Here is a 25,150-nt window from a genome sequence, read left to right on the forward strand (position 1 = left end):
GCTTGTGGGCGTTGTTGCGAAATGGGCTTGAGAGTTTTGAGAGATGTTTCTTTAAAACACGCATGTGAATTAGCAACCCAAGTGTCTTGGACTTGAGAGTGTCTGGGATTTGAGTGTGTTTGGGACTTGAGAGTGTCTGGGACTTGAGAGTGTTTTGTTTGGAGCGTTGTCGTATGACATGAGGGCCGTGATCCCAAAAAGATCCGTGAGAAACACCAGCATGAGGTAATGCGTAATCTCCTTTCTTTAAAAGATAGAGCTTTAGAGGCTTTGAAAGTCGTAAAACCGAAGTAAAAAGAAATAGTAAGGTTGGAAATTGGTTTTTGCCTTGACAATTTCATATGCTCCCCAAATGAAGCTGTCTCCCCGTTACCGAAATTACATAAACAGAGAACCGCAATATCTTCTCTCTACTCTGGTATACAATAGCTGTAAACACTGTCATTTGAAGTGTGGTCATATAGGGTCTTTAAACTTCTTTGAAACGTTACAGTATTTTTTTCAGTGTGTGTTGGATATTCTTAAGAGTGTTTGTTTTGCTTTAGGTTTAAGGGCATTTCATGGGGAGGCGCAAAGAGGAGCCCGCCCCAAGAGCCCCCAAGAGCCCCCAAGAGCCCCCAAGAGCCCCCAAGAGTCCCCGAGAGTCGTTGTGTTCTTACAAACGGATATGATTTTAGAAATGGGTTTTTAGAATCTTGATCCTGTGAGAGTGGGGAGGACAAGTCAACATCATCCTATAAAACTGCAATTGATGTACAATATACATAGTTATTTTAAAGAAATATCTCTTAATAACTGCTCTCATTTATTTTACGATGGCGCCCAGTGGTATGATGGTAAAGCTTTTATATTCCAAATGTATTACATGAAAGGGGGAGAGAGGATAGGAGCTTGCTTTAAAAGAGGGAGAGGCTTTATTGTTTCATGATTATTTATTTACAGTTTAGTCCTAGCTTTTAGAATCTACGTCTTTTTAGGGGGGAAAGGGGCATAAAAAAACCCCGTTTTTAACAGGGTTTTTTAAGAGTTCGATTTTTTTTATAGAACTTAGAATTTATAAGCGATACCAAAGCGAAAATCATGCGTTTGAGAAGAGATTTTAAGGTCATCGTTTGCAAATTTCTTTTTCAAAAAATCTGAATAACGATATTCTGTACGCATGATGATATTATCTGTCATTGCAAGATCAAAACCACCACCAACAGTGTAACCAAACATTGTTTCTGTCTTATCTAACACATCGCCAGAAGCAAAAACTGTCGAATCTTCTTGCGATTTTGATAAAAGTGACATGATATATTGCATTTGTGTATAGGCTACACCCCCTGCAATATAAGGCATAAGGCGATGGGAAGCAAAACCAATACGCGCACGCGCAGCACCAGACCATTTTTCTTTCAGTGTTACACTGCTGACAACAATGTCACCATAGTTGGGGATTGTTTCATCCTGAGCTGCAGGTTTTATGATAGGAATCCCAGCTTCTTTAAAGGCAATGTTAATAGAGTCTAATTCATTTAGAATTTTCTTTCCATTGTCTGTTTGGGTGCTTTTCCTCCCAGACCAGACTATGTCCGTATCAAAACCGAAAACAAGGTTATCTCCCAGATCAATATTAGAACCTGCATACAAACCTGCTCTCAATCCTGATGGTTTCGGTGATAAGTTTCTATCAACCCAAGCCCATTTTCCGTCCCTGGCTTCTTGTGCGTAATCTAGAGTATTTTTACTGGAAAAATATCCAATTTGTCCTCCAACATAAAAACCAGACCAAGAAAAAGGTGCAGAAACAGTAACCGGTGAGATACGTGACGATGAATCATTTTGCAATGAAACCTTCGGTTTTGATTGCTCAAAGATTACCGTATCTGCTGCTTGCGCTGTTGAAGTGGTAATAAAAGTGAAAATAGATAGTGCGATTAAATATTTTGTTTTCATAAAAACGTCCCCAATTTATTTCAGACACAAATCGTATTATATATAAATTGGTTAAAAAAATCTATAGTTAATATCATTATGAAAACTAAAATACGCATAAAATCTATAATTGACCATATTAAAGCGTTTTTAAAACTTTTTTCGTGCTATTATCCGGCGTTTTTCAGGGTTTTTATATATTTCTTCAGTGTTTTCTGTGTTTTATAAAAAATTATAGCATAATAAATAAGCTTTTGATTTGTTTAAAGAACAACTATTTTATATATATTAAAAACACCTTTTGTTGCTCAGTGTTAAATGTATTGTCTATAATGATTGATATCATTGTGCTTAATATTCAATTGATATTAAAAAAATACATATTGGCACTATCATATTCTTTGCTCGTTTCTGATATTGCGTAGCTTTGTATTGCGATAGCCTTTTGAGCACTTGAGAGGATGAGCGACTTTATTTCTTTTTTTATCTATATGCCACTTTTTCTTATAACAATCCAAGCGAATAGTTTTGATTGATTGAATGGAATACGAAAAATAAGAAGGAGCAAAGTGCGAGAATTTAATGTTTTATGAGGTTTCTCATGCACCATGTAAACGATAGATGATCCTTTTCGTTTACCTAAGCCGGAATGTGGATGAGAGCCTAAAAACTTAAAGTCGTTGGCAATTTTAAAGAGATTAGCGCGTGCACTCAGATTTTTGTGGAAATGGGTGAGAGCGTCATGAGGGGTGAATGCCTCAAATTTCTTGCGGGTTGTCAAGGATATTTCCGTCAGAGAGCTGATTGTTTCAGCAAAGAGCAAAACCTTTCAGTACATTGAGTTTTTTCCAACAGCTGTTCCTCTATTGAGTACTTCTATCTTTACGCTTTATAAAGGAGACATCTCTTAATGCTTCCAAACCCATTTCACGACGGTGGCTCGTGAATGGTATAACGATAAAGCCATTGAGTACTTCTATCTTTACGCTTTATAAAGAAGCAAGACGGCACGATCATTATATTTGCCAGCTCGTGGGTGTTGTGACAGCCCCTTGGCACTTGAGGCGGTTCATTAGAGGCGTTTTTAGTCCTTTCTTATCTTATACAATTTCTATCCACACATTCATATCGCCACACCTTCACTTCACTTGGGATGTGCAAGTGAGTGATTTTGATTGATTCAACATAGGACAGATTTAAAATGGGAAAATTCTACGGTATTCAGGATTCTCATTCAATATGGATAATGCTAGATTATCATTATAAATAAACACATTATCTCATTGAGACAAGAGTAGAAATGTGGACCAGATCCTAAAATGAACGCCGTGGGGAATCGTTATCGGTCATCATCGGGGTGCTTACACCCCGATTTTTTGACAGAAAGATTTGTTTTAAGATGTTTGCATCTTTTTAGTGGGTTGTTTATTGGGGAGCAATCATCTTTTTGGGATCAACCAGCCGGTCATAATCAGCTCCAGAAACGCCAGCTTTTAATGCTTCTGCGCGCAAAGTTGTATCATTTTTATGCGCTGCTTTGGCAATTTCAGCAGCTTTTTCATAGCCAATTTCTGGTGCAAGAGCTGTGACTAACATGAGTGAGCGCTCCATGAGCGAGTGAATATGAACGCGATTGGCCCGTAATCCTTGAATGCAATGCATATCAAAAGAACGCATGCAATCACCAAGAAGGGTAATGGATTGTAAAACGTTATAGCCAACAACAGGTTTATAAACGTTGAGTTCAAAATGTCCTTGGCTTGCGGCAAAGGTTACGCTGGTGTGATTACCAAAAACTTGGCATGCGACCATGGTTAAGGCTTCACATTGCGTGGGGTTGACTTTGCCAGGCATAATAGAAGATCCGGGTTCATTTTCGGGAAGACTGAGTTCCCCTAAACCGGAACGTGGTCCTGAGCCTAAAAACCGGATGTCATTGGCAATTTTAAACAGATCAGCAGCAAGAGCATTCAAGCTCCCGTGGAAATGCGCAAGGGCTCCATGATGGGCGAGTGCTTCAAATTTATTGCTGGCGGTTTGAAATGTTATTCCTGTGAAAGCGCTCACTGTTTGCGCAAAAGCAATGTCAAAACCTTTTGGCGCATTTAGTCCTGTGCCAACAGCTGTGCCACCTTGAGCAAGCATGTGGACATCGGTTAGAGCATTTTCAATGCGCTGAAGATTGGCTTCTAATGCGGCACGATAGCCTGAAAATTCTTGCCCTAAGGTTAAAGGCGTTGCATCTTGAGTATGGGTGCGGCCGATTTTAATGATGTCTGCAAATTCTTGCTCTTTTTGTTTTAATGTAGCAATAAGAGCTTCAAGGATTGGCAGTAAGTGTTGGCGTGTTTGCAACGTGGTGGCAATGTGAAGCGCTGTGGGAAAGGAGTCGTTCGATGATTGACTCATATTGACATGGTCATTGGGGTGAACTGGTTTTTTGCTTCCAAGTTTTCCTCCCAAAATCTTACTGGCACGATTAGCAATGACTTCATTGACATTCATATTGCTTTGTGTGCCAGAACCTGTTTGCCAGACGGAGAGTGGAAAATGCGTATCAAAATCGCCGGCAAGCACTTCATCGGCGGCTGCAATAATTGCTTTTCCAATATTTTCTGGTAGTTTTCCTTTGTCCATATTTACAACAGCTGCAGCCTTTTTAATAAGGGCTAAGGCATAGATGATGGCAAGAGGCTGCTTTTCACTACCAATATTAAAATTATGCAGAGAACGTTCAGTTTGTGCGCCCCAATAACGATCTTGACGTACCGAAATCGTTCCAAAGCTATCCGTTTCCTGACGTGTTTCAACCATGATAAGATCCTTTTTTGTTCACGGGTTCTTAAAAAAGCTAAATAACGCGAAAGTGCAACAAGAGGCAAGACTTTGAAGCTTCATTTAGAGAAATTATTTTATGGCTATTCTTGACATTAAGAGATGCCGATTTTATATCTAACACATACTAGCACTCTCAAGCGATGAGTGCTAGCAAGAACTTTTAAGATTAATGCAATTATGTTCAGTTTTAAGGATTTAAAACATGGCTAATATACAATTCCGCCCACTTCACGACCGTGTCGTTGTCCGTCGGGTTGAATCTGAAAATAAAACGGCTGGTGGGATTATCATCCCTGATACAGCAAAAGAAAAACCTCAAGAAGGCGAAGTGATTGCTGTTGGTAATGGCGCTCTCGATGATAACGGAAAGCGTGTGCCTTTAGAAGTCAAGACAGGAGACCGTATCCTCTTTGGAAAATGGTCTGGAACTGAAGTCAAGATTAATGGGGAAGACCTCCTCATCATGAAAGAATCTGACATTATGGGAATTATGGGCTAATTAAAGCGCTTAATTTTTCATTGTGTACTATTTTGAAAAAACTCCAAGGAGAAATTAAATGGCTGCTAAAGAAGTCAAATTTGGCCGTGAAGCGCGTGAGCGTTTGTTGCGCGGTGTCGACATCCTTGCTAATGCTGTTAAGGTGACACTCGGCCCTAAAGGTCGTAATGTGGTGATTGATAAATCATTCGGTGCGCCTCGCATCACAAAAGATGGTGTATCCGTTGCAAAGGAAATTGAACTTGAAGATAAGTTCGAAAACATGGGTGCACAAATGTTGCGTGAAGTTGCTTCTAAAACCAATGATATCGCTGGTGATGGAACAACAACAGCTACTGTTTTAGGACAAGCTATTGTGCAAGAAGGTGTTAAAGCTGTTGCTGCGGGCATGAACCCAATGGATCTTAAACGCGGGATTGATGCTGCTGTAGATGAAGTGGTGGCAAACCTCTTCAAAAAAGCAAAAAAAATCCAAACTTCAGCAGAAATTGCACAAGTAGGAACCATTTCTGCTAATGGCGCTGCTGAAATCGGTAAAATGATCGCTGATGCTATGGAAAAGGTTGGCAATGAAGGCGTTATTACCGTGGAAGAAGCTAAAACTGCTGAAACGGAATTAGAAGTCGTTGAAGGAATGCAGTTTGACCGTGGATATCTTTCCCCTTATTTTGTCACAAATGCTGAGAAAATGGTCGCTGATCTTGATGATCCTTACATTCTCATTCACGAAAAGAAATTGTCTAATTTGCAATCTCTTCTTCCTGTGCTTGAAGCTGTTGTGCAATCTGGAAAACCACTTCTCATTATCGCTGAAGATGTGGAAGGTGAAGCTTTGGCAACGCTCGTGGTTAACAAGTTGCGTGGTGGTTTGAAAATTGCTGCTGTAAAAGCACCTGGATTTGGTGATCGCCGTAAAGCAATGTTAGAGGATATCGCAATCTTGACATCCGGACAGGTTATTTCTGAGGATGTGGGCATTAAACTTGAAAATGTCACTTTGGATATGCTTGGACGTGCAAAGAAAGTGAATATTTCTAAAGAAAACACCACCATTATTGATGGTGCTGGACAAAAGTCTGAAATTACTGCTCGCGTCAATCAAATCAAGGCTCAGATTGAAGAAACAACTTCTGACTATGACCGTGAAAAATTGCAAGAAAGACTTGCTAAACTCGCTGGTGGTGTTGCTGTTATCCGTGTTGGTGGTGCAACAGAAGTTGAAGTGAAAGAAAAGAAAGACCGCGTTGATGATGCCTTGAATGCAACACGTGCTGCTGTTGAAGAAGGTATTGTTGCTGGTGGTGGTACCGCATTGTTGCGTGCAGCAAATGCGTTGACCGTTAAAGGAAGCAATCCTGACCAAGAAGCTGGTATTCATATCGTTCGTCGTGCTCTTCAAGCGCCAGCACGTCAAATCGCAACCAATGCCGGTGAAGAAGCCGCTATTATTGTGGGCAAAGTGCTGGAAAATAATGCTGACACTTATGGTTACAATACTGCAACCGGTGAATTTGGTGATTTGATTGCTTTGGGAATTGTTGATCCAGTGAAAGTTGTGCGTTCTGCTCTCCAGAATGCGGCTTCAATTGCTAGCCTGCTGATTACAACAGAAGCAATGGTTGCTGAAGTTCCAAAGAAAGATACACCAATGCCTCCAATGCCTGGTGGCGGAATGGGTGGAATGGGCGGAATGGATTTCTAAGCTCTTATTCCATAGAAGTAATAAAGAAACGGGCCTTCTGTGCCCGTTTTTTTTAATGCTTTTTCACGTTTTGCAACCGGTGAATTTGGTGATTTGATTGCTTTCAAGAATTGTTGATCCAGTGAAAGTTTTTGCGTTCTGCTCTCCAGAATGCGGCTTCAATTGCTAGCCTGCTGATTACAACAGAAGCAATGGTTGCTGAAGTTCCAAAGAAAGATACACCAATGCCTCCAATGCCTGGTGGCGGAATGGGTGGAATGGGCGGAATGGATTTCTAAGCTCTTATTCCATAGAAGTAATAAAGAAACGGGCCTTCTGTGCCCGTTTTTTTAATGCTTTTTTACGTTTCGTACAGTTCTTCCTTTTATGATAGTGATCTTATAGCATTTTGTTATTTTTCATTGGTTGATATATCGCCATTGTGAATAGATCTCTCTCTTTATTCATGACTTTTTCTCTTGCATTTATGAGATGTTTTTATTGTGCGGGGATCGTGGTTTTCTTTGAAAATATTTTATTGATAAAAATACAACTTTTTGATTTATAGTCATTTCTTTCTTATACAGTTCTATTTTTTCATTTTAAGTTTATGCATGCACCATTAAAAAAATCCTGTGTTTGCGCTTTCGTGTTTGCGCTTTAGAAGGGCGAATGGTTTTTATGAACCAACGCAAGAGTTCGTACCCATTGAAAGTTGAAGAGAGAAAGTTGGACAGAGCATGTTGGGTCTTGTTTGTTTTTTTATGAATAAGATGCTGGTGTTTAAGCTTTTGTATGAAAACAAAATTTAAGGTTTGCTCTGTTAAAGGGCTTTTGTATACTGGGACAAGCATATCTCTGTTTGGTTAATCTCTGCAATAGAAAGACAGCCTCATTGAGAAAGAATGTAAAGGTATATAAGCACGCGTCTTGTCATCATCTTTTTGCTTTATGACTTTTAAAGGTATTTATAGTAATATCTTATTAAATAATGAAGATGATGCCTCAAACTTTTGTTGCTTGCGTATCTTTTTTTTGTGAAATCCCTCACGTAAAATAGAAAAGCCGCAAATATATTTGTCTCCAAATATATATTTTTGCATATTGACGTGTTTTTAAGAGACATCTTGCTTGTCACACCGATTTCGCAATGGATTTGTGAATGGTATAAGGGCAAAGTTCTCATGAAGTACATAAAACTATAGGGCACGATCATCTTTATGCTTAATAAAAGAATACGCGAACGTTATCATACATGTTTTCAGCTCTCAATGTTATGACAAGCCGTTAGTTCGTGAGACGGTGAGGCGTGCCTTGCTTGTATAGTTTTGACCCATACACTGTAATGTGCAAGCGACATGGTTTGGATTGTTTTAAAAGAAACAGGTTTGGAAATGGGAGAATCCCACGATATGCAGGGTTTTAATTCAAGTTGAAGAGTGCTTAATGATAGTTATAAATCAATGTGATGTGATTTTACGGTTTTCAAGAGCATTGCATTCTTGCAAATTATTGCAAATAATGACAGTCGTCGTGTTGTTTCACGTTTTTAATGGATTTTAATGGCAAAAATTTTAATGGAGAAACACTTTTATTGATCAGAATTATTCATTGTTTTGTATGTTGAATAAGAGATTTTTATTGCGGTGGATTTTTTCATTTCAATTCTCTTTTATGTTGAAATACTCTCAAGCATTTTCTTATACCTCACAAGTGGAGGGAGCTAGGGTAAAATACTTAAAGAAAATAAAAATGCCTCTCATGAATATTTTCAAATAGTCAGTTTTTTATAAACAGAGTTTTTATAAATGGGGGTTTTTATAAATATTGGGATTGGTAATGCGTAGGGTGGTGTCTGATTGCTCTTTTTTTAAAGTGTAAAGAAAGGGGATTTTAGGCAAGTTAATACTTTTTGCGTTGTTTACTTATGCAATTATTAAAAAAATATCTCTAAATATTTTTAAATTTTTTCGCGATGGTATCTTCCCGATGGGATTTGTGAAGAGTATAAAATATTTTTTATTATCAATAGGTTATTTAAAAATGTACGTTGGTATGATCATTTTCTTATGTTAGCAAAGTTGTTGACTTATGCGTTTGTTAAAAATCTTTCTTCATGCTTCTAAATTCATTTCATGAAAGCGTTTGTGAAGAGTGTGGAAAAATTTCCCATGAGACGTGAAAAATCATCAATAAAATCTCCGTGTTTTCAAAAAATAACGAATGGCTTTTTATATTTTTAAAAAAAGATTTAACACGTCTCATGTTTTTTATTTATTTTAGAGCTGAATATTCGATTTTTGTGTAAAAATATTTGCCAATGCATCCACGATACGTGAAAAATCAAGCGCTAATAAGAAAATGATGAATATAATCCACTTCGTATAGCGTGACATTATTTTTACACTTTTATAAGTCGTGATGATTTCTTGTAGGATTTCTTTTTCCTTTTCTGTAAGCTCTGTTTGTTTTTCTGTTTTTTTTCTAGCCATGTTTCCACCCACACAAGCCTTCCCCTTGTTTGTTATGCTTTAAAATATCTCTTGCGAGATTTGAGCTGATGATATTGAGATCTTTTTTGTCTAAATAAATGGGCATCCAACCAACGCAAGAAAAAGGCTCATTTATTGTTTTTATCGCGCAACCAGTGAGTAAGAGCAGCGCGTACATCAGGATCACTTTTTTGATTAATTTCATTTTCCACCTCTAGCCGTGTTGTTGATGACTTTAGTGTTTTTTCTATTTGCTTTTGTTGTTCAATCTTTTTTCCAAGAGTGAAAACTTTTGCTAAAGCGATAAAAAAAGCGGTCAGAGCCGCTCCTGTTATCATTAGATTTTTTTTCATCCACCACATTATAAGCGCTGCTCCCGAAACCGTTTTGCCACAAAGAAGATGCCAGCACAGGCGGCTAAAACCATAATGGCTGCCAATGCCCATTGGATGGGACCATTGCCTGCCAATAAGCCTCCAAGTCCAGAAAAAGAACCAATAATCGGTGTAAGCGCTTCTGCTTTGAAAAATCCCATTGGTTCTTGCGTTTCTACGGTTTGGTAGTTGGGAGAGACATAAGCCCCTTTTGCCCATAGTCCTGCTTCGGCTGCACGACGGTGCACTAAACCGTGAAGACGCTTTCCTCCTGCTTTGGTCCACTTTTGTAATTCAGCAGGGACGGCTTCATATTCGCCGTTATTGAGTTTTTTGAGCAGGGTCGAATTACAAAAAGCTGATGTTCCTATATTATAGCAAAACGATACGAGCGCGGCGAATTGTTCATCCGTTAAGGAAACCGTCACATTTTTTTCAACGGTATTTTCAAATTGTCTTAAATCTTGAGAAAGAACTTCTTCTGCTTGTTTTTCAGTAATGATCATGCCCTTGTGAACGAACGGTTCGCCAGCAGCGCTGGTATGTCCATAGCCAATTGTCCATACCCCGATGGCATCCTTATAGGCGTTCAAACGCAATCCTTCCCATTGTTTAATGAGTGCAAGCCCTGCTGATGATATTTTTCTCATTTGCTTCTCCATAAAATAAAGCCTCACGTTAACGTGAGGCTGGTCGACATATTAAAAATGAAAATTTTCACTCTGCAAAAACAGACAAGACGTGAAAATCTAATGAAATCAAAAGGTTAGTTGTGTCGTCTTAAGGGGTGGGATAATGGTTGGCCAAGTGGGATAATGGTTGGCCAAGTGGGATAATGGTTTGGCTGGTGTTTTCCGTTGAGAGATGTTGTTGGTTTTGAGACTTGGTGCTGGTTTGTTGATAGGGTCTTATTGGTGCTGGTCTTATTGGTGTTGGTGAGGTTGGCGATTGTGTTGATGTACGCAATGGTATTACGGCGGCATTACGGCGGGCATTACGGTTGTGTTAGCGGTGGCATGAGAGGTGAGGTTGGAGGGATGACATATATGTTGGTGAATGGAATTCTTAGAAGGCACTGTTGGCGCGGCAGGGGTTGGGAGGGGTGCATAATGATTTGTGTTAGCATTGGTGTTGGTGATTGCGGTTGTTTTGGCGGTGGTTGTGAGGGGGGAGAGATGGGGAGAACAGATGGTGTTGATTGTGAGGGACAAGAGAGCGGCTGTTTGCGGTTGTTTTGGCAGGTGGTACTGATGTGGAGGCGCTTGAGATAAAAGCGGACAACTCTTAGAAAAAAGCTACAGGAGGAGGCGGGTGCTTTTACTTAACATCTAAAATCATAAAATATTTTATGCATTCAGCCTTCTGTCTATTCAAATATGGATCATTGTTAAGAAGAGCTTTGGAATTTTGATACAATTTTAAAATCGACAGATTTTGATAGAACAGTTCTGTTTTGCCTTTTGTCTTTAAGAGGTCACGTTGCTTGTTGTTTGCATCTTTATCTGCTTACAAAGGGAAAAGAAGATTTGCTAACAGCAATTTGCACCTCACCGTCAAGCAGCAGAGCCTCGTTCTCTATGGGTATGAAAAAAACCTCAATTACATCATCAAAGATTTGTATTCAGTGAGCCTTTTTTGGTGGGAGGAAACGGAAACAGTTTTTCCTTCTGTTGTTCTTAAGTTTTTTTCATATCTCTCTCTCAGAGTTTCACCTTTTTTGTTTACTGTTTCATGTTCAGCATCCGGATTGGTTTTTAAATATTGTTCTAGACGTTTTCTTCCTTGCGCATGTTTGTATAAACTGATGGGAAGATAGGAATCTAACTTTTCAGCAGATAAAGATGAATTGGGTTCACATAATACACCCTTAACATTATCTTTGTGCAATCTTGCTAATTTATCAGATTCAAGATGAAGCTTTTTGGCGAGGCTTAAGCTGAACATCCCACATTCAGAAGAGCTTCGCTGAATATCCATTTCTGCCGTGGTAAAAGAATAAGGAGGCAGTTGAAGACATTGAAGGGTTTGATTTATTTTTATCCCTAGTTTGCAAGCAGTGATATTCTGAAATGTTGTAGGTTCAAGCATAATCAAAGAGATTTTGTCATCAACTTTTTGATAATCAAGGACTGCAAAGTGGATTTTGCTTCCCGAATTTACTATAAATCGAGCAGATTTTGCGTCGCTCTCAACCACTTCTTTTAGTGCGTGCGAAAACTCTTCTGCTGTAAGAGCCAATTTGAGATTCATTTCTGGATATTTGCTGTTTGCTTTTTCTACGAGAGCCGGCATCAATCTAATATCTATATTTTCATAATAAGAGTTAATCCAACGGCCGGTGACGAGATCATCCTCTAAGTCTGTAATAATAGCTTTCAACTTTTCCTGACTCAAGGTGCTCTCTTCTTTTTGAGGAGCGTTGAGTTGTTCTAAACGGGCAATAAGGCTTTCTAAGGATTCATTTTCGATGTTACTTTCTGCTATTTGTGAGGCATGAGCGGCAGTATCTTTTGAATCTTGTGGCTTCATAATATGAACCTCCGTGGTTATAATCGGGAGGCAGTATTATTTTCTTATATTTTGACCAAATGATGTTTTGAAAAAGAACCTTTATCTCTTGAAGATTAAGGAAAAAATCATTTTTCGGCTGCTTTATAAGAAAGTGCGGGCAGGTCTTTTCAAAACTTGCGTGTTTTATGTTTGTTCAAAGTCTTAAAATACGGGCTTTAAAATGGGCTGCTTTTAATAGAATACGATTGTTTTGCCTTTTGTTTGAAGAGCTAATTGCTCACTTTTTGCATTGTTACTTCTTTCAAAGGGAAAAAAAGATTGGCTGACAGCAATTTATGCTTAATCGTAAAGCCGCGAAGCTTCATTCTTTGTGGATGTGGAATACGGATATGGCTAAAACACTCATTACATCATCAGAGATTTGTATTCCGTCGCTCTTTTTCTGTGTTGTGAAACAGAAACAGTTTTTCCTTCTGCTGAACTTAAGCTTTTTTCAAATCTCTCTCTCAGAGTTTCACCTTTTTTGTTTACTTTTTCATGTGCTGCTTCTGGGTTGGCTTTTAGATATTCCCCAAGACGTCTTCTCCCTTGTGTGTGTGTTTATAAAAAGTGGTTGGAAGATATGGATCTAATTTTTCAGCAGATAAAGGCGTATCTGGTTCACATAACACACCCTTAATATTATCTTTGTGCAGTCGTTCTAATTTTTGAGCTTCGGAATAAAGCTTTTTGGCGAGGCTTAAGCTGAACATTCCACATTCAGAGGAACTACGTTGAATGTCCATTTCTGCCATGGCAAAAGAACAGTTAGACAATTCATGCGCTTTAATGGCCAGTTGTGTCCTTAATGCTAGCACCGCTGATCTCATATTGTTAAGTGTTGTAGGTTCAAAAAATATCACGGACGTTTTGTCATCGATGGTTTGATGATCAATCACTGAAAAATGAATTCCTCTATCCTTTGTGTGAATGATAAATCTGGAAGATTGAATGCCGTTTTTGATGGCTTCTTTTAGGCAAGGGCAAAGTCGTGAGATGATGCTACCAATTGAAGACGCATTTCAGGATATTTACGATTTGCTTGTTCTACCAAGGCTGGCATCAGTGTAAGATCTATGCTTGCATAATCAGCTGTAAACCAACGTCCAGTTGAGATGTCATCTTCTAAACGGGCAATGATATTTTTTAATTCCTCACGATTGAATGGGATATTTCTTTTTCGCTGCTGAGTTGTTCTAAATGTGCAGCAAAAGTGTCTAATGATGCATTTGCACGTGCCCCTTCTGGTGCATTTGCCATTCCTAGTGTTTGTGAGGAATGAGGGAGAGAAGAAACTTGTGGCTTCATGATATTAGCCTCCATATTAATAATCAATGGACAACATTATTTTCTTCAATTTTGATTTTCTTCAATTTTGGCTAAACAATGTTTTGAAAAACAAGCCTTTGCATTTTGAAAGATGAGGCGATGAAAGCATATTGTTGCCGTTTTCATATTTTTATGCGTGTATTGCTCATCATTGCTGTGATGTATGATATTGGTATTTTATGGGGGGATTATTAGGGCGTTCTATTGGGAGCCCGTGAATACGGCTTGTTTTGAAAATCTCAAAATTATAGAGTTGTTGGTGATGCAAATTGGATGATGCAGAAGAAAACAGTCAGAGAAAGACGAAAAATACTTTCAAACCGTAAAGTTTTAAACATTGTCGCGAAACACACTGTTTATAACAGTCTATAATAACTCAAACATTTAATGATGAAATCTGGACGCAGAAAACCCCTTACCGCACCTGTCATTAAATACGATTTTTCATATTCTGTCAACAGCAAAACGACGATTTTTCCTTTTTTATTGTGGCAAAAAATCTACAGAAAAAAGCTCATTCATTAACTATGCAGCAAAATGTGTTGTTTTAATGGGAAAGTTTTTGATGTGGCAAAAAACATTTTCTCCTTTGAGAAAAGAAGGGGGCAAGGTGAAGGGAGAGGAGAGAATTGTGGTTTTGAAATCCGTGGTATTTTATTGATGGAATTGGGAAGGCGATGGTTGGAAGATGTTACGGGGGCAAAGCTTTAGGTATTGCGCAGGGGGTGTTCCGAGGGGGATGACGAGGTGGGGGGCTCGTGGGTGGTTAGAGGGCGTGATGGCTCTTTGAATGGCTATAGGGGGCTCTAAAGGTTTCTGTATAAAGATGTATTGATTACCATAAATGCATTTCCTCCTTTGAGAAAAGGAGGGAGCAAGGTGAAGGGAGAGGAGAGAATTGTGGTTTTGAAATCCGTGGTATTTTATTGATGGAATTGGGAAGGTGATGGTTGGAAGATGTTACGGAGGCAAAGCGTAGGTGTTGGCGATTGGGGCTGTGCTGGCTGTCCTATTAGCGGTGGCGTGATGAGTGGATGGTTACCGGTACAGTTGTTGATGAGGGAGGAGATTGTTGGTGGGGGCTTTTTCTTTCGTTTAAGGGATGATGCTTTTAATTTTGTAAAAAAATCAATGGGGCGTTTTAATAATAAGCTGTTGATTTATAATGATGTTTTAGTCGGTATTGATCTTGAATGAGAAATCCAGATTATGCTGCAGTCAAAGCCATGTCTCTTGTTCGTCATAAGATCAGGAAAGCCGTATAGAATTGTACAAGAAAAGACGCACAATGACTATAATGAATTGTCTCAAGAGCTAAGGATGTCGCGATATTGGGGAAAAGTGGATGATGAGGGCTGTTTGTTACAATGGGAGGTGATGGAGAGGGGGGGTGATGGGGAAAATGTTGCTGTCTGGAGAGGGGAGACAATATTTATTTTGCCTATGCCGTGAAATATGCTGTGAATTATTGTCCTTTGAGGCATGGGTAGGTATATAGTTTGAGGTATGGTGATAAGTCTATTTGACAGGTTGAAGCGTTTTTTAAAGGGCGTGGTGGATATTTTAAAGCTTGTTTGTTGTGTGCTTTAAGCTCGTCAATCCCATGAAATTCTATGAAAGGCAAGTTCGGTGGATCTCAAGTGTAACTTGCCAAGAAGGATTATTTCTTTACAACGGAGCTGGTTACAAAGAGGCATGTTACAAAGGAGGTTTTGTAATCTTTATCCTGTGAGGAAGAGAAAACGATGGGTGTTTTTAGCCAATGCTCTTTTTGCTAGAACAGTCAAAATGTTTATAAAGGGCATCAAGAATAATACGCAACGAACCAACAAGATTAGGCAGCGGTTGATCTTCTATAACAAGATATTGTAATGCCGCATGAAAGTTGTGTTGACGATGCAAATATTGCGCTTCTTTAATCGCTTCTTGCATATCTTCATAGCAATTCGTTGCTCTTTGAATCCATTGCTTTTTTGTTTTCTCATCTGATGCGCTGTGCGTAAAACCATCATAATAGCCGTTTGGTAAGCCTTTTGCACATAAATAGTCGTTTCTGATTTGCAAGTATCGTTGCGCCGTGTCATATTGCTCTTTACTGATGCCTGATGAATCCCCTTTATAGCCAAGCAAACAAAGACGCCCAATATAGGTTCCGACAAGCGGATTTTTTGCTTCTTCAAGGCTTAACCCAAAGTGTTTTGCACGCATTTCAATCGCAGATTGAAGCGCAGATTCGCTGGGGCTTTTGGCACGTGAAATACGGCCATTGGGCTCTCTGAGTTTGCCTGTTATTCTCGGTCTACCGCGTTTTTTACGTATTTTCATGAACTTAACCATTTAAATGAAAAATAAACTGTCTGTTGATGGGGGACAGTGATGTAAAAAGCACTTTGAGCAAATACTGGGGAGCAAATACTGAGGGGAGCAAATATTGGTGGAATATGAGCCGTTGCAGATCAAAGGAGAAACGGATACTAAAGGCGTCTTTCAGCACAAAGAACAGCAACGGTGTGGGGAGAAAAAATCATCTTTAAGGTGTTTCTTGCCATTTTTATCTTATCCCTATCAGTCTTATTTCTCGCTCCTATCATGCTTATTTTTTCATGGATAGCGGATTATTTGCTCTCTAAAGATTTCTCAACTGCTCTGGAACAGTTGAAAAGAAACTTTTGTCACATGTGAATAAATAAACAAGAATGATGTTTTATGGGTATGGCGTCGTCTTTCTAATAGGAAGTCTTTTCTAATAGGATTATTTGCCTTCTTTCTCATGAGCGCTTTGAGGAAACTTTTCAGTTTCATCTTTGAAAAGTCATTGTTTTTATTATTCGTGGATTTTTATCATCCGTTGAGCTTTGTTATTGAGAGGCATATTGAGGTTTTCTTATTGGGCGCTGTACCAAGATGTCTGATGTAGATTAAGCTGCGAAATATACATTTATCCTTTATAGAGGACTTTATCTTTTTTTTGAGCGGCACAGAGCTTAAAAAATAAACTTTTCAATGTGCTTATAATAGCATAAGATCCTTATCTTTTCAAATAAAATATGGTTCATTAGTTCAAAATAACAAAATAAACTGTGGAGGATCAAGCAATTTAGGATCATCTTTTATGGAGGATATTTTTGTCTTTGCTGTTTTAATGGATTTCATCATAAAAAGGGAGGTGGTCACTTAAAATGGTTAAATGACGGGATGCAATATCCAAAGAAGCTTTATAAGTGGCAGGTAGCTTGATAAAAGAGGCGTTTATTAAGAGATGCTTTTATAAAGGTGGGGGCTATGAGGTGTAAGACATTTCTTTTTTAATTTTAAAATAGGGGCTTTTTGAATCAAGAAATTTTAAAATGAGAATTGAAAAATTGCAAAGCTGTTGTGGGCGCATTTTAGATAATCGGTTGTTTGGTTTGTGGGGCGTGCTTATTGCTTCACGCTTTTGTTTATCGCGTTCTTGTTTCTCACATTCTGGGGGCACATCTCTTACGTCATACACAATGCCTCAAACGGAATATACTTATTGCGGCATATTCACGCGCTTGTTTTTAAGAGACATCTTTTACATGTGCTCGAGCCCATTTCACGATGGTGGCTCAAGAAGGGTATCATGGTAAAGCTTTCATGATAATATAAAAGCCCATGACAATATAACTTTATTGAGGATCATCATTTTTAGGATTCATAAAAGCGTAAGCTGGTATCATCGCATACTTTGCCAATCCCAATATGTATTACAAGCTCTTGGCATTTGAGACGGTTTATAAGAGGCATTTTCATTGTACAATTTCACTCCGCATGGCTCCTCCACTTTTTACGTACAAGCAAATAAATTTGATTGATTCAACAGGGGATAGATTTGAAATGAGAGAATCTTATAGCATTTAGGATGTGTTGATGATCAAGATACAAAGTGCTTGTGAAAATGTTTTTTATCTTGTTATGCCATAAAATACTGTCATTTGAGGCGGGGATAGGAAGGCTCATGAGGCATTACAACATTTGACGCATTAAGTGTTAAAAATTAGGTGCCAATGTTAAGGAAGGATTTGTGTTAAGGAAGAAGTTGTTCGTAGAGCGCTTTATGCAAGTGGAACCCATAAGTGCTCAGCAGGCGGAGTGCACTTAAGAGCAATGGGATTGTTGACAAACTGAGGTGGGTTTTAAAATCTTTATTCTTTGAGATGAGCAAGGAATATCATCATCCTTTGCTTTATATATACTCGGCTTCATTTAAGCGGTGAAAACACTGTCGTTTATGGTGGGCATGTCAGTTTTCCACATGGGATGTTTTTTAGATTAGATATTTGTTGGATTTTTTTTAAAACGGTGTCTTTTAGGGTTTATGTGATCGATAAAGAGAGGGAAAGGGGTGTTTGGGCTTGTAAGCGCGTCATGTATAAGCGCGTATAGGGCCTTAAGTGAATAAAATATTTAGAGGGGATTTATAGTGCTTGCTTTACTCTGAGAAGAGTGCTAAGCGAATTTGCCGCGCTGGTGGCGTGCTATCAAATATTGAAGAGTGGGAATTTTAGAAGTGGGGGAGTATCCGTATGATCGAAGATAAATCACAACACCAATCTGCCCATAAGGGAGATAAGGCTTTTGTATCGAAGCCAGTGTTGGATCAATCGGCAACTTTCAAAAAATGGATGATGCTTTCAACAGGCGATTATATCATCATTTGTTGTTTGGCTATCCTCTTGTTGGTGCTTTTTTCCGCGACTGTCTATATGAGACCTTTGGAATTTTTTCACATTATGTCCAAAGAACAGTTTCAAGCAATGAGACAAATGAAACAAGAAAGTTTTCAGGAAATAATTCAGGAGAGCCTTGCACATCCTTTTCAAAATCCTATCATCGAGCATTTGCTTGATGCGGGGTGGAATAGTGTTTGGGCTTTTTTATGTTTCTTGCCGCAAATGATTTTTGCTGTTCTTTTTGGGTTGTTTCCGCTCTTTTTTGTCTTTAACGCCATATTTAAACGGGATGTGAAGGAAATGATGCTACAATGGGAAACCTTGCCAGAGCAGCAACAGCTAGACAACCAATCTCTTAACAGAAGACAATAGGGGGAAAAGTGACCGCTTCTTTAATCATTGGAATGTTGATTGCCGTAGGGACGGCAATTTTTATTTGTTCTGCAATTTTTATGGTATTCCTTTCTACCGTGGTGACAATCGTTGCACTTTACTATTCGTTGATAAAACGGACAATCTTGTTATTGGCGACGCAGCGAAAATTAAAAAAGGGTGCAGCGCAGAATTTGAGGCATAATCAGGCAGAGGGTAGAGGACAGAATACAGTTCTTGCAACAAAGTTCAGTGCCTTTTCTTTTCAAGAATCTTTGCTTCTCTCAAAAAAAGATTATTTTATGATCTTTTCTATCGCCTTCGTTATGGTTGCACTTTGCACAGGTGTTGTCATTTTTTTAGCTTTTCTTCCAAAATCTGCAATTTTTTTGCACAATTACGCGCCTATGATAGTGCTTCACATGATTGATTTTGTCATGCGACTGCTGTTTTGGGTCTGGGCATGTATTGTTGTTTCTTTACCTGTCATTTTAATTCTCCATAGTTTCCTTCAGTATGGCGTGCAAGAAACAGTAAAGGAATTAGAAACATTTGTTTGAGCAGAGGATAAAAATGATGATTTCACATCAATGCGATAGGGAAAAAAAGGGAGCATTATGATGCAGCATTTGGCTTTTTTAGGGTTCGTTATCATTGCCATTTTAATGGTTATGGTCATTGTTAGGCTTCCTTACCTGCTGATCAAGCATATGAAGTTATCTTTTAAACTCGCTCAAGACTTGAAAAAGAGTACGACGCAACAAAAACAAGCCATACAACAATTGCGCAATGATCGGGGAGAAATGAAAAGACATAATCTCGCGCTTGAGACACTTGATGCGAAAATGCGCTTTCTTAATTTCAAAGAATCTCTGCCCTTTTCTTCAAAAGAATGTAAAATAATCTTTTTTATCCTTATTCTCTTTTCTGTTTTGCAATCTTCTTGCTCTATCGCAAATTTTGTATGGTGGAAAAATGATAGTGTTGCCTATATCATGCAGCTGTTGAGCCTTATATGGTTAGGGATTTTTCTCTTTTTTCCGATCATTGGGATCATGTGCATAAAATTAACGAGAAAATTGAATAAAACGCTTCAGCAATTGGAAGAAGCGATAAAACAACGCGATCAGGCAATCCGTATGCAGAATGTGAAAGGCGGACAAAATGACGAGTAGTCTTATAACATTAATAGCCATTTCTTTCCTGTGTTTTACGCTTTTAAATGTTTTAATATGGGGGCCGCTCTTTGCCGTTTATTACCTGTTTATCAAGCGTGCGCGGCTTTATTGTCGCGTGAAAAAGGAACTGAAATGCGTGCTGAATGAACGCGATATTGCCTTAAAACAGATCTCTCAAAAATAAAAAGCAGCAGAATGTTTGATAAAAAACAGCTTTCTCTTGTTTGGCAAGACTATAAAAAAATATTTTATATTTCTACGGTCATGGCGACTGCTCCAATAGTTATAACTGCTGTCGTTAAGATATGGAGAGGGCAGGACTTTGTTTCTCTTGTCGTATTCGAGCCGCTGGCATGGATGCTTGCCTGTACTTTTTTATTCTTACCGATTGTTTTTATTATGCGTTTTATCGTGACCGGTCAGTTGAAAAAAATGGTGCGGCAATTGGAAGAAGAGGTTGAGCAGAAAGGAGCTCCCGTCATCTCATACGATGTGAGCGAGGGAAAAGTGAGCGAGGGGAAAAAGTGAAGAGAGGCTTTTATTGAGCCTTGCTTTTGACTTGTTCATTAAGGAGCATGGGTGTGCTTCTCGTTTTATGCTTTTTTATATTTGTGTCGTGTTTTTGAGAAAAATTGAGGCTCTTGCTTGAGTAAGGTTTTTGCTTGCGTGGGTTGTGACGAAAAGTGAAGAGAGGCTGTTATTGTTCTTGGGCTTCACTTGCTGTTGGTGTTTTCTTTAAGAGAGAAAATCTTGTAACTTATTTTCTTTTTATCAAGTATAAAAATGTGCCTTACCAAGCGATATTGAGAGCAAAAAATCTATACTTAAAGCAAAAGATATTCTGGTGTTTGGGGAAGAAGAGCCCATTTTTTTGTAGGTGGAGAGACAAGGCGCATAAAGAAGGCGCGCCAAAAGCTCAAGTTTTGATTAAGACGTTTTTCCCCATGGAAAGTGCAACAGTGCTTTTAAAGAGCTTGGGGTGGAGGAGAGAAATTGAAAGACAAGGGGAACACCTATTTATTTACGAGACCGCGAGGGGCAGTTTCTCTTTCTGGATGAAAAAGGTTTTGTGCAATTTAATTATGGAATTGTAGGAGGCGCTGGTATCCATGCGGCGGCTTGCCAAATGATTAATCCTTATCATTTTAGGGCTTTGCCAGATTGACAACGAGGCTTTGAGGCAAAGGGGTGGATTTTAAGGCAAAGGGATTGGAAATTTTTTGAGGAAGAGGTAAGCCTTTGGTGATTACGCCGTGTGCTTGAGGAAGCTTTAGATAAGGGCGATGAACGAGGTTGATCTTGGCAGTGTGCTTGGCTTTCAAAATGGGGGCACCGCCTTGGAAAAAGGAAATAATGATATCTCTCGAGGGACTTCTTCTTTGCTGTGCACCCTTGGGGCTTTGGTATTGAGGGCTGATGTTAAAATTTTACACCCTTCTCACAAAAGCTTTATGGAAGATGAAAGTTTGGGCTTTGAAAAAAATATCGAAAAAGTCCATTTGGTCCGGTTTTGTTGATGATTAAAATCGTCATAAAGACAAAGCAATTTCGTTATGATTTTCTTGCATCAGTTGGTTTTTTCTTTGGAAAGCAGCTTATCTTCCTGAAAATAAAAAGAGCACTCAGAATTTTAGAGCCATAGACCCAAATTTGTGCAATAGAAGAAGATATTTTTATGAAAATTTAATCGACGAGAAAAGAGAAGCCTTAAGACAATAGGGGGTACACTGTGAGTGATGAAAACATGATGTTTGAAGGTGATGGAAAAAAATGCACCGCTGATATTGTTTTCATAAAAGATGAGAGATACAAGCGCTTGATATTGATGAACCCTCATTCATTGTGAGGACGAAAACTTCGGTTCATGAAAATGGCTTAAAAATTGAGACAAATGAGGGATAAAAAATGAGGGGCAATGGAAAAAATGCAATATTGGATGAAGAGCCACGGTCTTTTTCGCTTGAAGAAGCGTTTTTGACAAGCAAAAATTATAAAATCATCTTTTGTATTGCTTTTATTATTACCGCTTTTAAAGTGGCACTCTTTATATTTTTTGAGTGGGATTTGACAGAGTGGTCGAATTATATCCTATTCATTTTAACATTAATATTGGGTTTTATATCAGTGCTTCTTTTTGTACTCATTCCTGTTGCCTTTGTGGTTCGTATCATCTTTACGCGTTTGTTGAAAAAAAAGATCGATAAGTTGGAGCAAGCAATCTGGCAGCGGAGCAAAACCGCTTCTCAACAAAACAGTGCGTGAAGGGAGGGCAGAAAATGAATACCGGTCTTTACATATTCTCATGCGTTGTAGGAGCACTTCTCTTCGTGCGATGTTTGAGGTGGATGGAAAAAAATGCACCGCTGATATTGTCTTTATAAAAGATGAGGGATACAAGCGCTTGATATTGATGAACCCTCATTCATTGTGAGGACGAAAGCTTCGGTTCATGAAAATGGCTTAAAAATTGATACAAATGAGGGATAAAAAATGAGGGGCAATGGAAAAAATGCACTATTGGACGAAGAACCACGGTCGTTTTCGCTTGAAGAAGCGTTTCTGACACGCAAAAATTATAAAGTCATCTTTTGTATTGCTTTCATTGTGGTAACTTTGAGAATGGTTTTCTTCGTACTAATGTGGCGTGAGTGGAAAGGGAATGTCATAGCAGCTCTCTTTTCTATTGGGGAGTTTATATTAGATTTAACTTTTGTACTCATTCCTGTTGCCTTTGTGGTTCGTATCATCTTTACGCGTTTGTTGAAAAAAAAGATCGATAAGTTGGAGCAAACAATCTGGAAGCGGGTAGCTGCTACGTATCGACAAAAAAGTGAATAAGGGGTGGGGAAAATGATAGATATTAAAATGATGGATATTATTGTTGTACTCTCGTGGGGTGCGGGCTTGACGCTTTTCATGCTGCTTTCTGCTGTAGTCATGATGTTTATTTGGGCATTGTATTATTCTACTTTCAAGCGGGTGAGACTATATTGCCAAGTGACAAAAGAATTAAGACGCGTGCTTAAACAACCTATCGCTTTTGAGCCGTCCAGTGAGGAAATGCCGATGATTAAGCCGTTATCTGAGGTAAAAGAGATTTCTCTTTCTGATGAGGAAATCCTAACGATGGAAAGTGCAACGGCGCTTTTAAAGAGTTTGGGATGGAGGGTGGAAATTGAAGGAAAAGGGGATCATTTGGCCACCTATTATTTACCAGATCGTGAAGTGCAGTTTCTTTATAATGCTGAGAAGGGGTATCCGCGATTTGATCGTGCAATTGTGGTGGGCTCTGGTATCCATGCGGCGGCTTGCCAAACGATAGACCCTTATAATTCTGGAGGCTTGATTGCTCTTGACTTGAGTTTTGATGTGAAGGGGTTGGAAATTTTTGAAGAAAAGGTAAGCGCCAAGCGTTTACGTCGTGCACTCGAGAAAGCTTTAGAAAAGGCAATGACAAATGTTGATCTTGGCAAGATGCTTCGCTCTCAATATCGTATCCTGCCTTGGGAAAACAAAATTGTAGTCCCTCAATTGACTCCTTATTCGCTGCGCTATCTTGCGGCTCTGGCTTTGATGGGCGATGTTGAAACCTTACACGCTTATCACAAAAGCTTTCTGGAAGGTGAGAGACTGGGCTTTGAAACAAGCATCGAAGAGGAGCATCTGGAACGCGCGATGATAATCGCTAAGGCGGTAGAAAAAACAAAGCAACCCAGTTACGATTTGCTTCAACAGGCGGCAAAGGATTTTTCCATGGAGGTGGAGAGCTATGAATATTTTAGAGCCATAGATCCCAGTTTGTGCAATAGAAGAAGAGATTCTTATGAAAAATTGATCGAGGAAAAAAGAGAAGAATTAAGACAACAGGGATATTTCGTTTACGAAAAGGACGCGATTTGTAAAGTTGATGGAAAAAACTATCGTCCCGATATTCTTTACATAAAGGATGGGGAGTTAGAATATATGGATGTAGAAATTAGGATTGATGAAAAAATTTATTGAGAAAAATAAAGAGTTTAGATAAATTAAAAAGAGCTTAAACCTAAAAATAATGCGTAAAAAGCGCGAAGTGTAAAAGCAGAGGGGAACAATGCAGGAGAAAAAAGCAACATTTGAAGTGTCTTTCTTTTTATTCAAAAAATTTATGGTGTCTTCAGTGGAAAGGCGTAAAGGGGTGAGGAGCTGTGAGATAATAGGGCGCTGCTTTTTCACTATGTTTTGCACATGTCTTATCATGATGGCTTTAGAAGTTCCTGCTGGTGCAAAATCTCTGGTACAGCCGTTGCAATGGATAAAATGGGAAGGAATTGGTTATCTTATTTTTCTCTTACCGGTGTTGATTTGGTTTTGTCTTCTCACTCCTCTTCCGATCCTTTGGGGGGTTGATCGTTTTAAAGAGCGCAGATTGGAAAAAATAAAGAAAAAACTAAAAGAAAAAACAAAGCAGCAAGAGATTAATCAATGAGACTATACGCATGAGGGGTGAGGCTGCGGTTTTTATTTTGTTTCTGCTGGTTGGATGTTTTCTTCTAAATGCAGTTACAGTTTTTGCCATTTTTGTGAATATGATTATTGTGGCGCCTTATTATTCTTTAATAAAGCGTTTGAGGCTCTATTACAGAGTGAAAAAACAAAGACGTTTGATGAAAGAACATCCACAGCGTTTTTGTTTCTTTGAAAAAAGCGGAAAAGAAAAAGAGAGAGTGCCACAAAACTTAGCACTAGAAACACAGATAAGTTCCTATTCGTTTAAAAAATGGCTCGCTTTTTCACGCAAAGATTATATCCTCCACGCATGCCTCTCTTTCATCATTATGTTTTTCAAAGCTTATGTCTATGTGATTTGCTCTAAAGGGATAGCTGAGATAGATGAGAGCAGATTTGAATATCTTGCCATTCTCTTGTTTTTCTGGTTTTTTTTATCGGTATGTATTTTTGCAACGATCCCTGTTATTGTGATCCTTCGTGAAATTTTAACTTCTCGGTTGAAAAAGAAGATTCAGCAATTGGAAGAAGTGACTGAAGCAACCCAATCAATCAATTTATAAAGAGAAGGGGATAAAATGCATTACGAAATGGCGGCAGCTTGGACGGTGGTTTTGATCATTTTGCTGGGGGGTGTTTTTGATTTTTTCTTAACAATACCCATTGTGGCACTGTATATTTCTTTTATAAAGCGTTTGATATCGTATTACAAGGTTACGCGGCAATTAAATGCAGCGCTGA

Annotated in this window: 25 protein-coding genes and 2 pseudogenes; 17 read left to right on the plus strand and 10 right to left on the minus strand. The window is 38.7% G+C overall.

The window, feature by feature from the left end; genetic code table 11:
* Nucleotides 1-1,047: 1,047 nt before the first annotated feature.
* The 3 genes and pseudogenes from ACFIJ8_RS04875 to fumC all read right to left on the minus strand — a co-directional run bounded on the left by ACFIJ8_RS04875 (nt 1,048) and on the right by fumC (nt 4,731).
* Nucleotides 1,048-1,938 (minus strand): outer membrane protein, encoded by an 891-nt coding sequence (locus ACFIJ8_RS04875; protein WP_273788654.1) that lies wholly within the window; start codon nt 1,936-1,938, stop codon nt 1,048-1,050.
* Between the two features lie 592 nt (nt 1,939-2,530).
* Nucleotides 2,531-2,734, minus strand: a pseudogene (locus ACFIJ8_RS04880) (lyase family protein); the annotation flags it as partial.
* 608 nt (nt 2,735-3,342) lie between these two features.
* Nucleotides 3,343-4,731, minus strand: coding sequence for a class II fumarate hydratase (fumC, locus tag ACFIJ8_RS04885; protein WP_375628785.1), 1,389 nt, complete (start codon nt 4,729-4,731; stop codon nt 3,343-3,345).
* 226 nt (nt 4,732-4,957) lie between these two features.
* On the opposite strand from fumC, the gene groES reads away from it, so the two are divergent.
* The 3 genes from groES to ACFIJ8_RS04900 all read left to right on the plus strand — a co-directional run bounded on the left by groES (nt 4,958) and on the right by ACFIJ8_RS04900 (nt 7,234).
* Nucleotides 4,958-5,254 carry a co-chaperone GroES gene (groES, locus tag ACFIJ8_RS04890; protein WP_005774667.1) on the plus strand — a complete coding sequence of 99 codons (297 nt, stop codon included), beginning with the start codon at nt 4,958-4,960 and terminating at the stop codon, nt 5,252-5,254.
* A 58-nt stretch (nt 5,255-5,312) separates the two neighbouring features.
* Nucleotides 5,313-6,956 (plus strand): chaperonin GroEL, encoded by a 1,644-nt coding sequence (gene groL, locus ACFIJ8_RS04895; protein WP_015856904.1) that lies wholly within the window; start codon nt 5,313-5,315, stop codon nt 6,954-6,956.
* Nucleotides 6,957-7,087: 131 nt separating this feature from the next.
* Entirely contained in the window at nt 7,088-7,234 is a 147-nt protein-coding gene (locus ACFIJ8_RS04900; protein WP_375639171.1) for a hypothetical protein, read from the plus strand.
* 1,980 nt (nt 7,235-9,214) lie between these two features.
* Here ACFIJ8_RS04900 and ACFIJ8_RS04905 read toward each other — a convergent pair.
* Genes ACFIJ8_RS04905 through ACFIJ8_RS04920 form a run of 4 tightly spaced genes read right to left on the minus strand, consistent with a single transcriptional unit; the run spans nt 9,215 to nt 10,451 of the window.
* Nucleotides 9,215-9,427: a hypothetical protein gene (locus ACFIJ8_RS04905; protein ID WP_273788508.1), complete on the minus strand. Its 213-nt coding sequence runs from the start codon at nt 9,425-9,427 to the stop codon at nt 9,215-9,217.
* Nucleotides 9,420-9,632: a hypothetical protein gene (locus ACFIJ8_RS04910; RefSeq protein ID WP_273788509.1), complete on the minus strand. Its 213-nt coding sequence runs from the start codon at nt 9,630-9,632 to the stop codon at nt 9,420-9,422. Before ACFIJ8_RS04910 ends, ACFIJ8_RS04905 begins: the two co-directional genes overlap by 8 nt.
* Nucleotides 9,556-9,792: a hypothetical protein gene (locus ACFIJ8_RS04915; RefSeq protein ID WP_273788536.1), complete on the minus strand. Its 237-nt coding sequence runs from the start codon at nt 9,790-9,792 to the stop codon at nt 9,556-9,558. The genes ACFIJ8_RS04910 and ACFIJ8_RS04915 overlap by 77 nt, the downstream gene beginning before the upstream one ends.
* On the minus strand, nt 9,789-10,451 hold the full coding sequence (locus tag ACFIJ8_RS04920) for a lysozyme (protein ID WP_273788510.1): 663 nt from the start codon (nt 10,449-10,451) through the stop codon (nt 9,789-9,791). The genes ACFIJ8_RS04915 and ACFIJ8_RS04920 overlap by 4 nt, the downstream gene beginning before the upstream one ends.
* A 207-nt stretch (nt 10,452-10,658) precedes the next feature.
* Here ACFIJ8_RS04920 and ACFIJ8_RS04925 point away from each other — a divergent pair, with 207 nt between their 5' ends.
* Complete coding sequence (locus tag ACFIJ8_RS04925; RefSeq protein ID WP_375639118.1) at nt 10,659-11,072, plus strand: hypothetical protein; 414 nt, start codon at nt 10,659-10,661, stop codon at nt 11,070-11,072.
* 328 nt (nt 11,073-11,400) lie between these two features.
* Here ACFIJ8_RS04925 and ACFIJ8_RS04930 read toward each other — a convergent pair whose 3' ends face one another.
* Both ACFIJ8_RS04930 and ACFIJ8_RS04935 read right to left on the minus strand, forming a co-directional pair.
* Nucleotides 11,401-12,330 (minus strand): YopJ/AvrA family T3SS effector serine/threonine acetyltransferase, encoded by a 930-nt coding sequence (locus ACFIJ8_RS04930; RefSeq protein WP_375639119.1) that lies wholly within the window; start codon nt 12,328-12,330, stop codon nt 11,401-11,403.
* Between the two features lie 387 nt (nt 12,331-12,717).
* Nucleotides 12,718-13,659, minus strand: a pseudogene (locus tag ACFIJ8_RS04935) (YopJ/AvrA family T3SS effector serine/threonine acetyltransferase).
* A 588-nt stretch (nt 13,660-14,247) separates the two neighbouring features.
* Here ACFIJ8_RS04935 and ACFIJ8_RS04940 point away from each other — a divergent pair.
* The 3 genes from ACFIJ8_RS04940 to ACFIJ8_RS04950 all read left to right on the plus strand — a co-directional run bounded on the left by ACFIJ8_RS04940 (nt 14,248) and on the right by ACFIJ8_RS04950 (nt 15,132).
* Complete coding sequence (locus ACFIJ8_RS04940; protein ID WP_375639120.1) at nt 14,248-14,391, plus strand: hypothetical protein; 144 nt, start codon at nt 14,248-14,250, stop codon at nt 14,389-14,391.
* A gap of 246 nt (nt 14,392-14,637) precedes the next feature.
* Nucleotides 14,638-14,877 (plus strand): hypothetical protein, encoded by a 240-nt coding sequence (locus tag ACFIJ8_RS04945; RefSeq protein WP_375639121.1) that lies wholly within the window; start codon nt 14,638-14,640, stop codon nt 14,875-14,877.
* A 123-nt stretch (nt 14,878-15,000) separates the two neighbouring features.
* Nucleotides 15,001-15,132 (plus strand): hypothetical protein, encoded by a 132-nt coding sequence (locus ACFIJ8_RS04950; protein WP_375628801.1) that lies wholly within the window; start codon nt 15,001-15,003, stop codon nt 15,130-15,132.
* Between the two features lie 303 nt (nt 15,133-15,435).
* Here the strand turns inward: ACFIJ8_RS04950 and ACFIJ8_RS04955 are convergent, their stop codons facing one another.
* Nucleotides 15,436-16,005 (minus strand): hypothetical protein, encoded by a 570-nt coding sequence (locus ACFIJ8_RS04955; RefSeq protein ID WP_375628803.1) that lies wholly within the window; start codon nt 16,003-16,005, stop codon nt 15,436-15,438.
* Nucleotides 16,006-18,227: 2,222 nt separating this feature from the next.
* On the opposite strand from ACFIJ8_RS04955, the gene ACFIJ8_RS04960 reads away from it, so the two are divergent.
* The 10 genes from ACFIJ8_RS04960 to ACFIJ8_RS05005 all read left to right on the plus strand — a co-directional run bounded on the left by ACFIJ8_RS04960 (nt 18,228) and on the right by ACFIJ8_RS05005 (nt 24,972).
* Complete coding sequence (locus tag ACFIJ8_RS04960; RefSeq protein WP_375628807.1) at nt 18,228-18,746, plus strand: hypothetical protein; 519 nt, start codon at nt 18,228-18,230, stop codon at nt 18,744-18,746.
* Between the two features lie 8 nt (nt 18,747-18,754).
* A complete protein-coding gene (locus ACFIJ8_RS04965; RefSeq protein ID WP_375628809.1) occupies nt 18,755-19,306 on the plus strand; it encodes a hypothetical protein in 552 nt (183 codons plus the stop codon).
* Between the two features lie 57 nt (nt 19,307-19,363).
* Nucleotides 19,364-19,921, plus strand: a complete 558-nt coding sequence (locus ACFIJ8_RS04970; protein ID WP_375639122.1) for a hypothetical protein — start codon at nt 19,364-19,366, stop codon at nt 19,919-19,921.
* Between the two features lie 198 nt (nt 19,922-20,119).
* Nucleotides 20,120-20,452: a hypothetical protein gene (locus ACFIJ8_RS04975; RefSeq protein WP_375639123.1), complete on the plus strand. Its 333-nt coding sequence runs from the start codon at nt 20,120-20,122 to the stop codon at nt 20,450-20,452.
* A 755-nt stretch (nt 20,453-21,207) separates the two neighbouring features.
* Nucleotides 21,208-21,441 carry a hypothetical protein gene (locus ACFIJ8_RS04980; protein ID WP_375639124.1) on the plus strand — a complete coding sequence of 78 codons (234 nt, stop codon included), beginning with the start codon at nt 21,208-21,210 and terminating at the stop codon, nt 21,439-21,441.
* 388 nt (nt 21,442-21,829) lie between these two features.
* Entirely contained in the window at nt 21,830-22,186 is a 357-nt protein-coding gene (locus ACFIJ8_RS04985) for a hypothetical protein (protein WP_375628821.1), read from the plus strand.
* 228 nt (nt 22,187-22,414) lie between these two features.
* A complete protein-coding gene (locus ACFIJ8_RS04990) occupies nt 22,415-22,762 on the plus strand; it encodes a hypothetical protein (protein ID WP_375639125.1) in 348 nt (115 codons plus the stop codon).
* A 12-nt stretch (nt 22,763-22,774) separates the two neighbouring features.
* Nucleotides 22,775-23,926, plus strand: coding sequence for a DUF6990 domain-containing protein (locus tag ACFIJ8_RS04995; protein WP_375639126.1), 1,152 nt, complete (start codon nt 22,775-22,777; stop codon nt 23,924-23,926).
* Nucleotides 23,927-24,137: 211 nt separating this feature from the next.
* On the plus strand, nt 24,138-24,389 hold the full coding sequence (locus ACFIJ8_RS05000) for a hypothetical protein (protein WP_375628825.1): 252 nt from the start codon (nt 24,138-24,140) through the stop codon (nt 24,387-24,389).
* Nucleotides 24,390-24,399: 10 nt separating this feature from the next.
* Nucleotides 24,400-24,972 carry a hypothetical protein gene (locus tag ACFIJ8_RS05005; RefSeq protein WP_375639127.1) on the plus strand — a complete coding sequence of 191 codons (573 nt, stop codon included), beginning with the start codon at nt 24,400-24,402 and terminating at the stop codon, nt 24,970-24,972.
* The last annotated feature ends 178 nt before the right edge of the window (nt 24,973-25,150 follow it).

Origin of the sequence: Bartonella sp. MF74HXZ, from assembly GCF_042194445.1 — a bacterium.
GTDB lineage: Bacteria > Pseudomonadota > Alphaproteobacteria > Rhizobiales > Rhizobiaceae > Bartonella > Bartonella grahamii.

What these genes read in the sequence shown, in the direction of transcription:
- fumC (WP_375628785.1), bottom strand. Translation starts at nt 4,731, where the DNA reads ATGGTTGAAACACGTCAGGAAACGGATAGCTTTGGAACGATTTCGGTA.
- ACFIJ8_RS04985 (WP_375628821.1), top strand. Translation starts at nt 21,830, where the DNA reads ATGAGGGGCAATGGAAAAAATGCAATATTGGATGAAGAGCCACGGTCT.
- ACFIJ8_RS04955 (WP_375628803.1), bottom strand. Translation starts at nt 16,005, where the DNA reads ATGAAAATACGTAAAAAACGCGGTAGACCGAGAATAACAGGCAAACTC.
- ACFIJ8_RS04995 (WP_375639126.1), top strand. Translation starts at nt 22,775, where the DNA reads ATGATAGATATTAAAATGATGGATATTATTGTTGTACTCTCGTGGGGT.
- groL (WP_015856904.1), top strand. Translation starts at nt 5,313, where the DNA reads ATGGCTGCTAAAGAAGTCAAATTTGGCCGTGAAGCGCGTGAGCGTTTG.
- ACFIJ8_RS04990 (WP_375639125.1), top strand. Translation starts at nt 22,415, where the DNA reads ATGAGGGGCAATGGAAAAAATGCACTATTGGACGAAGAACCACGGTCG.
- ACFIJ8_RS04945 (WP_375639121.1), top strand. Translation starts at nt 14,638, where the DNA reads ATGTTACGGAGGCAAAGCGTAGGTGTTGGCGATTGGGGCTGTGCTGGC.
- ACFIJ8_RS04960 (WP_375628807.1), top strand. Translation starts at nt 18,228, where the DNA reads ATGATCGAAGATAAATCACAACACCAATCTGCCCATAAGGGAGATAAG.
- ACFIJ8_RS04905 (WP_273788508.1), bottom strand. Translation starts at nt 9,427, where the DNA reads ATGGCTAGAAAAAAAACAGAAAAACAAACAGAGCTTACAGAAAAGGAA.
- ACFIJ8_RS04920 (WP_273788510.1), bottom strand. Translation starts at nt 10,451, where the DNA reads ATGAGAAAAATATCATCAGCAGGGCTTGCACTCATTAAACAATGGGAA.
- ACFIJ8_RS04950 (WP_375628801.1), top strand. Translation starts at nt 15,001, where the DNA reads ATGTCGCGATATTGGGGAAAAGTGGATGATGAGGGCTGTTTGTTACAA.
- ACFIJ8_RS05000 (WP_375628825.1), top strand. Translation starts at nt 24,138, where the DNA reads ATGTTTTGCACATGTCTTATCATGATGGCTTTAGAAGTTCCTGCTGGT.
- ACFIJ8_RS04910 (WP_273788509.1), bottom strand. Translation starts at nt 9,632, where the DNA reads ATGAAATTAATCAAAAAAGTGATCCTGATGTACGCGCTGCTCTTACTC.
- ACFIJ8_RS05005 (WP_375639127.1), top strand. Translation starts at nt 24,400, where the DNA reads ATGAGGGGTGAGGCTGCGGTTTTTATTTTGTTTCTGCTGGTTGGATGT.
- ACFIJ8_RS04875 (WP_273788654.1), bottom strand. Translation starts at nt 1,938, where the DNA reads ATGAAAACAAAATATTTAATCGCACTATCTATTTTCACTTTTATTACC.
- ACFIJ8_RS04980 (WP_375639124.1), top strand. Translation starts at nt 21,208, where the DNA reads ATGAACGAGGTTGATCTTGGCAGTGTGCTTGGCTTTCAAAATGGGGGC.
- ACFIJ8_RS04930 (WP_375639119.1), bottom strand. Translation starts at nt 12,330, where the DNA reads ATGAAGCCACAAGATTCAAAAGATACTGCCGCTCATGCCTCACAAATA.
- groES (WP_005774667.1), top strand. Translation starts at nt 4,958, where the DNA reads ATGGCTAATATACAATTCCGCCCACTTCACGACCGTGTCGTTGTCCGT.
- ACFIJ8_RS04975 (WP_375639123.1), top strand. Translation starts at nt 20,120, where the DNA reads ATGTTTGATAAAAAACAGCTTTCTCTTGTTTGGCAAGACTATAAAAAA.
- ACFIJ8_RS04970 (WP_375639122.1), top strand. Translation starts at nt 19,364, where the DNA reads ATGATGCAGCATTTGGCTTTTTTAGGGTTCGTTATCATTGCCATTTTA.